This window comes from Psychrobacter sp. APC 3281, from assembly GCF_030407815.1.
Taxonomy (GTDB): Bacteria; Pseudomonadota; Gammaproteobacteria; order Pseudomonadales; family Moraxellaceae; genus Psychrobacter.
In genome coordinates, this window is record NZ_JASDCS010000022.1 from 1 (window position 1) to 1277 (window position 1277).

The 1277-nt window shown below is 43.2% G+C and carries 1 protein-coding gene; it reads left to right on the top strand.

Annotation, left to right across the window (positions count from 1 at the left end; translation table 11 throughout):
- Positions 1–65: 65 nt before the first annotated feature.
- Positions 66–1231, top strand: a protein-coding gene (locus QL886_RS12970; RefSeq protein WP_101204884.1) for an IS3 family transposase whose coding sequence is annotated in 2 segments (ribosomal slippage) — positions 66–324 and positions 324–1231 — 1167 coding nt in all. Because the reading frame shifts where the segments join, the coding sequence is not laid out codon by codon here.
- The last annotated feature ends 46 nt before the right edge of the window (positions 1232–1277 follow it).

Sequence of the window (1277 nt, forward strand, 5' to 3'; positions counted from 1 at the left end):
TGAGCTATGCTGAAGAAACCGTACAAGTAAACTTGGTAAACTAACGACTCAACGAGGAGTTTACCATGACCAAGAAAGTTAGAACTTACAGCACAGAATTTAAAGCAGAAGCTGTCAAGAAGATAGCGGATAATAATGGCAATATTTCAGCTACTGCAAAGCAGCTCGGGATCGCCATGCAAACCTTATCTAACTGGCAGAATAAAGCCAATCAGGGCAAGCTTGTGGGCACTGAGCAATACGATCCTGATCTTATGAGCGCCCTTGAAGAAGTAAAACGGCTAAAGCGCCAGCTTAAAGTTGCTGAGGAGGAGCGCGAGATATTAAAAAAGGCGACGGCGTACTTCGCCAAGCACAGCTAGTAAAGTACGCTTTTATCAAAGACAATCAGCAGATATTTAGCATCACAACTATGTGCCGTGTATTAAAGGTTAAATCATCAAGTTACTATGACTGGTCAAGTCGTGACATTAGTGATCAGCAGATACATCGTAATCACTGCGAGCTACTAGTCAAAGCCGCTCATACTGAAACATATGAGCGTTATGGTGTAGATCGTCTACATGCGCGTCTAAGTGATCAAGGCCATGACATCAGTCCCTACATGGTTAGAAGTATTAAAGAGGAACACGGCATCAAGTGCCGTCGTCATAAGCGCTTTAAAGTCACTACTGATTCCAATCACAATAAACTGGTCTATGACAACGTGCTGAATCAGCAGTTTGACGCCAAGCGTCCCAATGAGTCTTGGGTCAGCGATATTACTTATATCTGGACAAACGAAGGTTGGCTGTACTTAGCTGGAGTCAAAGACTTATACACTAAAGAGCTTGTCGGCTACGCTATTAACAAGCGCATGACCGCAGATTTAGTATGTCGTGCGCTTAACATGGCAATTAAGAATAAACGCCCAAGCAAGGGGCTAATTGTACATTCTGATAGAGGCAGCCAGTATTGCAGTCACGCCTACCACAAGACCATTAAGCAGCATCAATTCATAGGCTCAATGAGCGGCAAAGGCAACTGTTTCGATAACGCTCCGATAGAAAGCTTCTGGGGCGTATTAAAGAATGAGTTGGTATATCATCAAGACTATAAAACAAGGTTCACAGCCATCAATGATATTATCAGTTATATCGAGCTGTACTACAATCAGACGAGGATTCAAAAGGGTTTGGGCTATCAATCGCCAAGACAGGTGTGGTTTGATTATTATCGTCAAGCTGCGTAACTAAAATCTCCCAAGTTTAATTCTACGGGATTGACGGCAGGGGTCA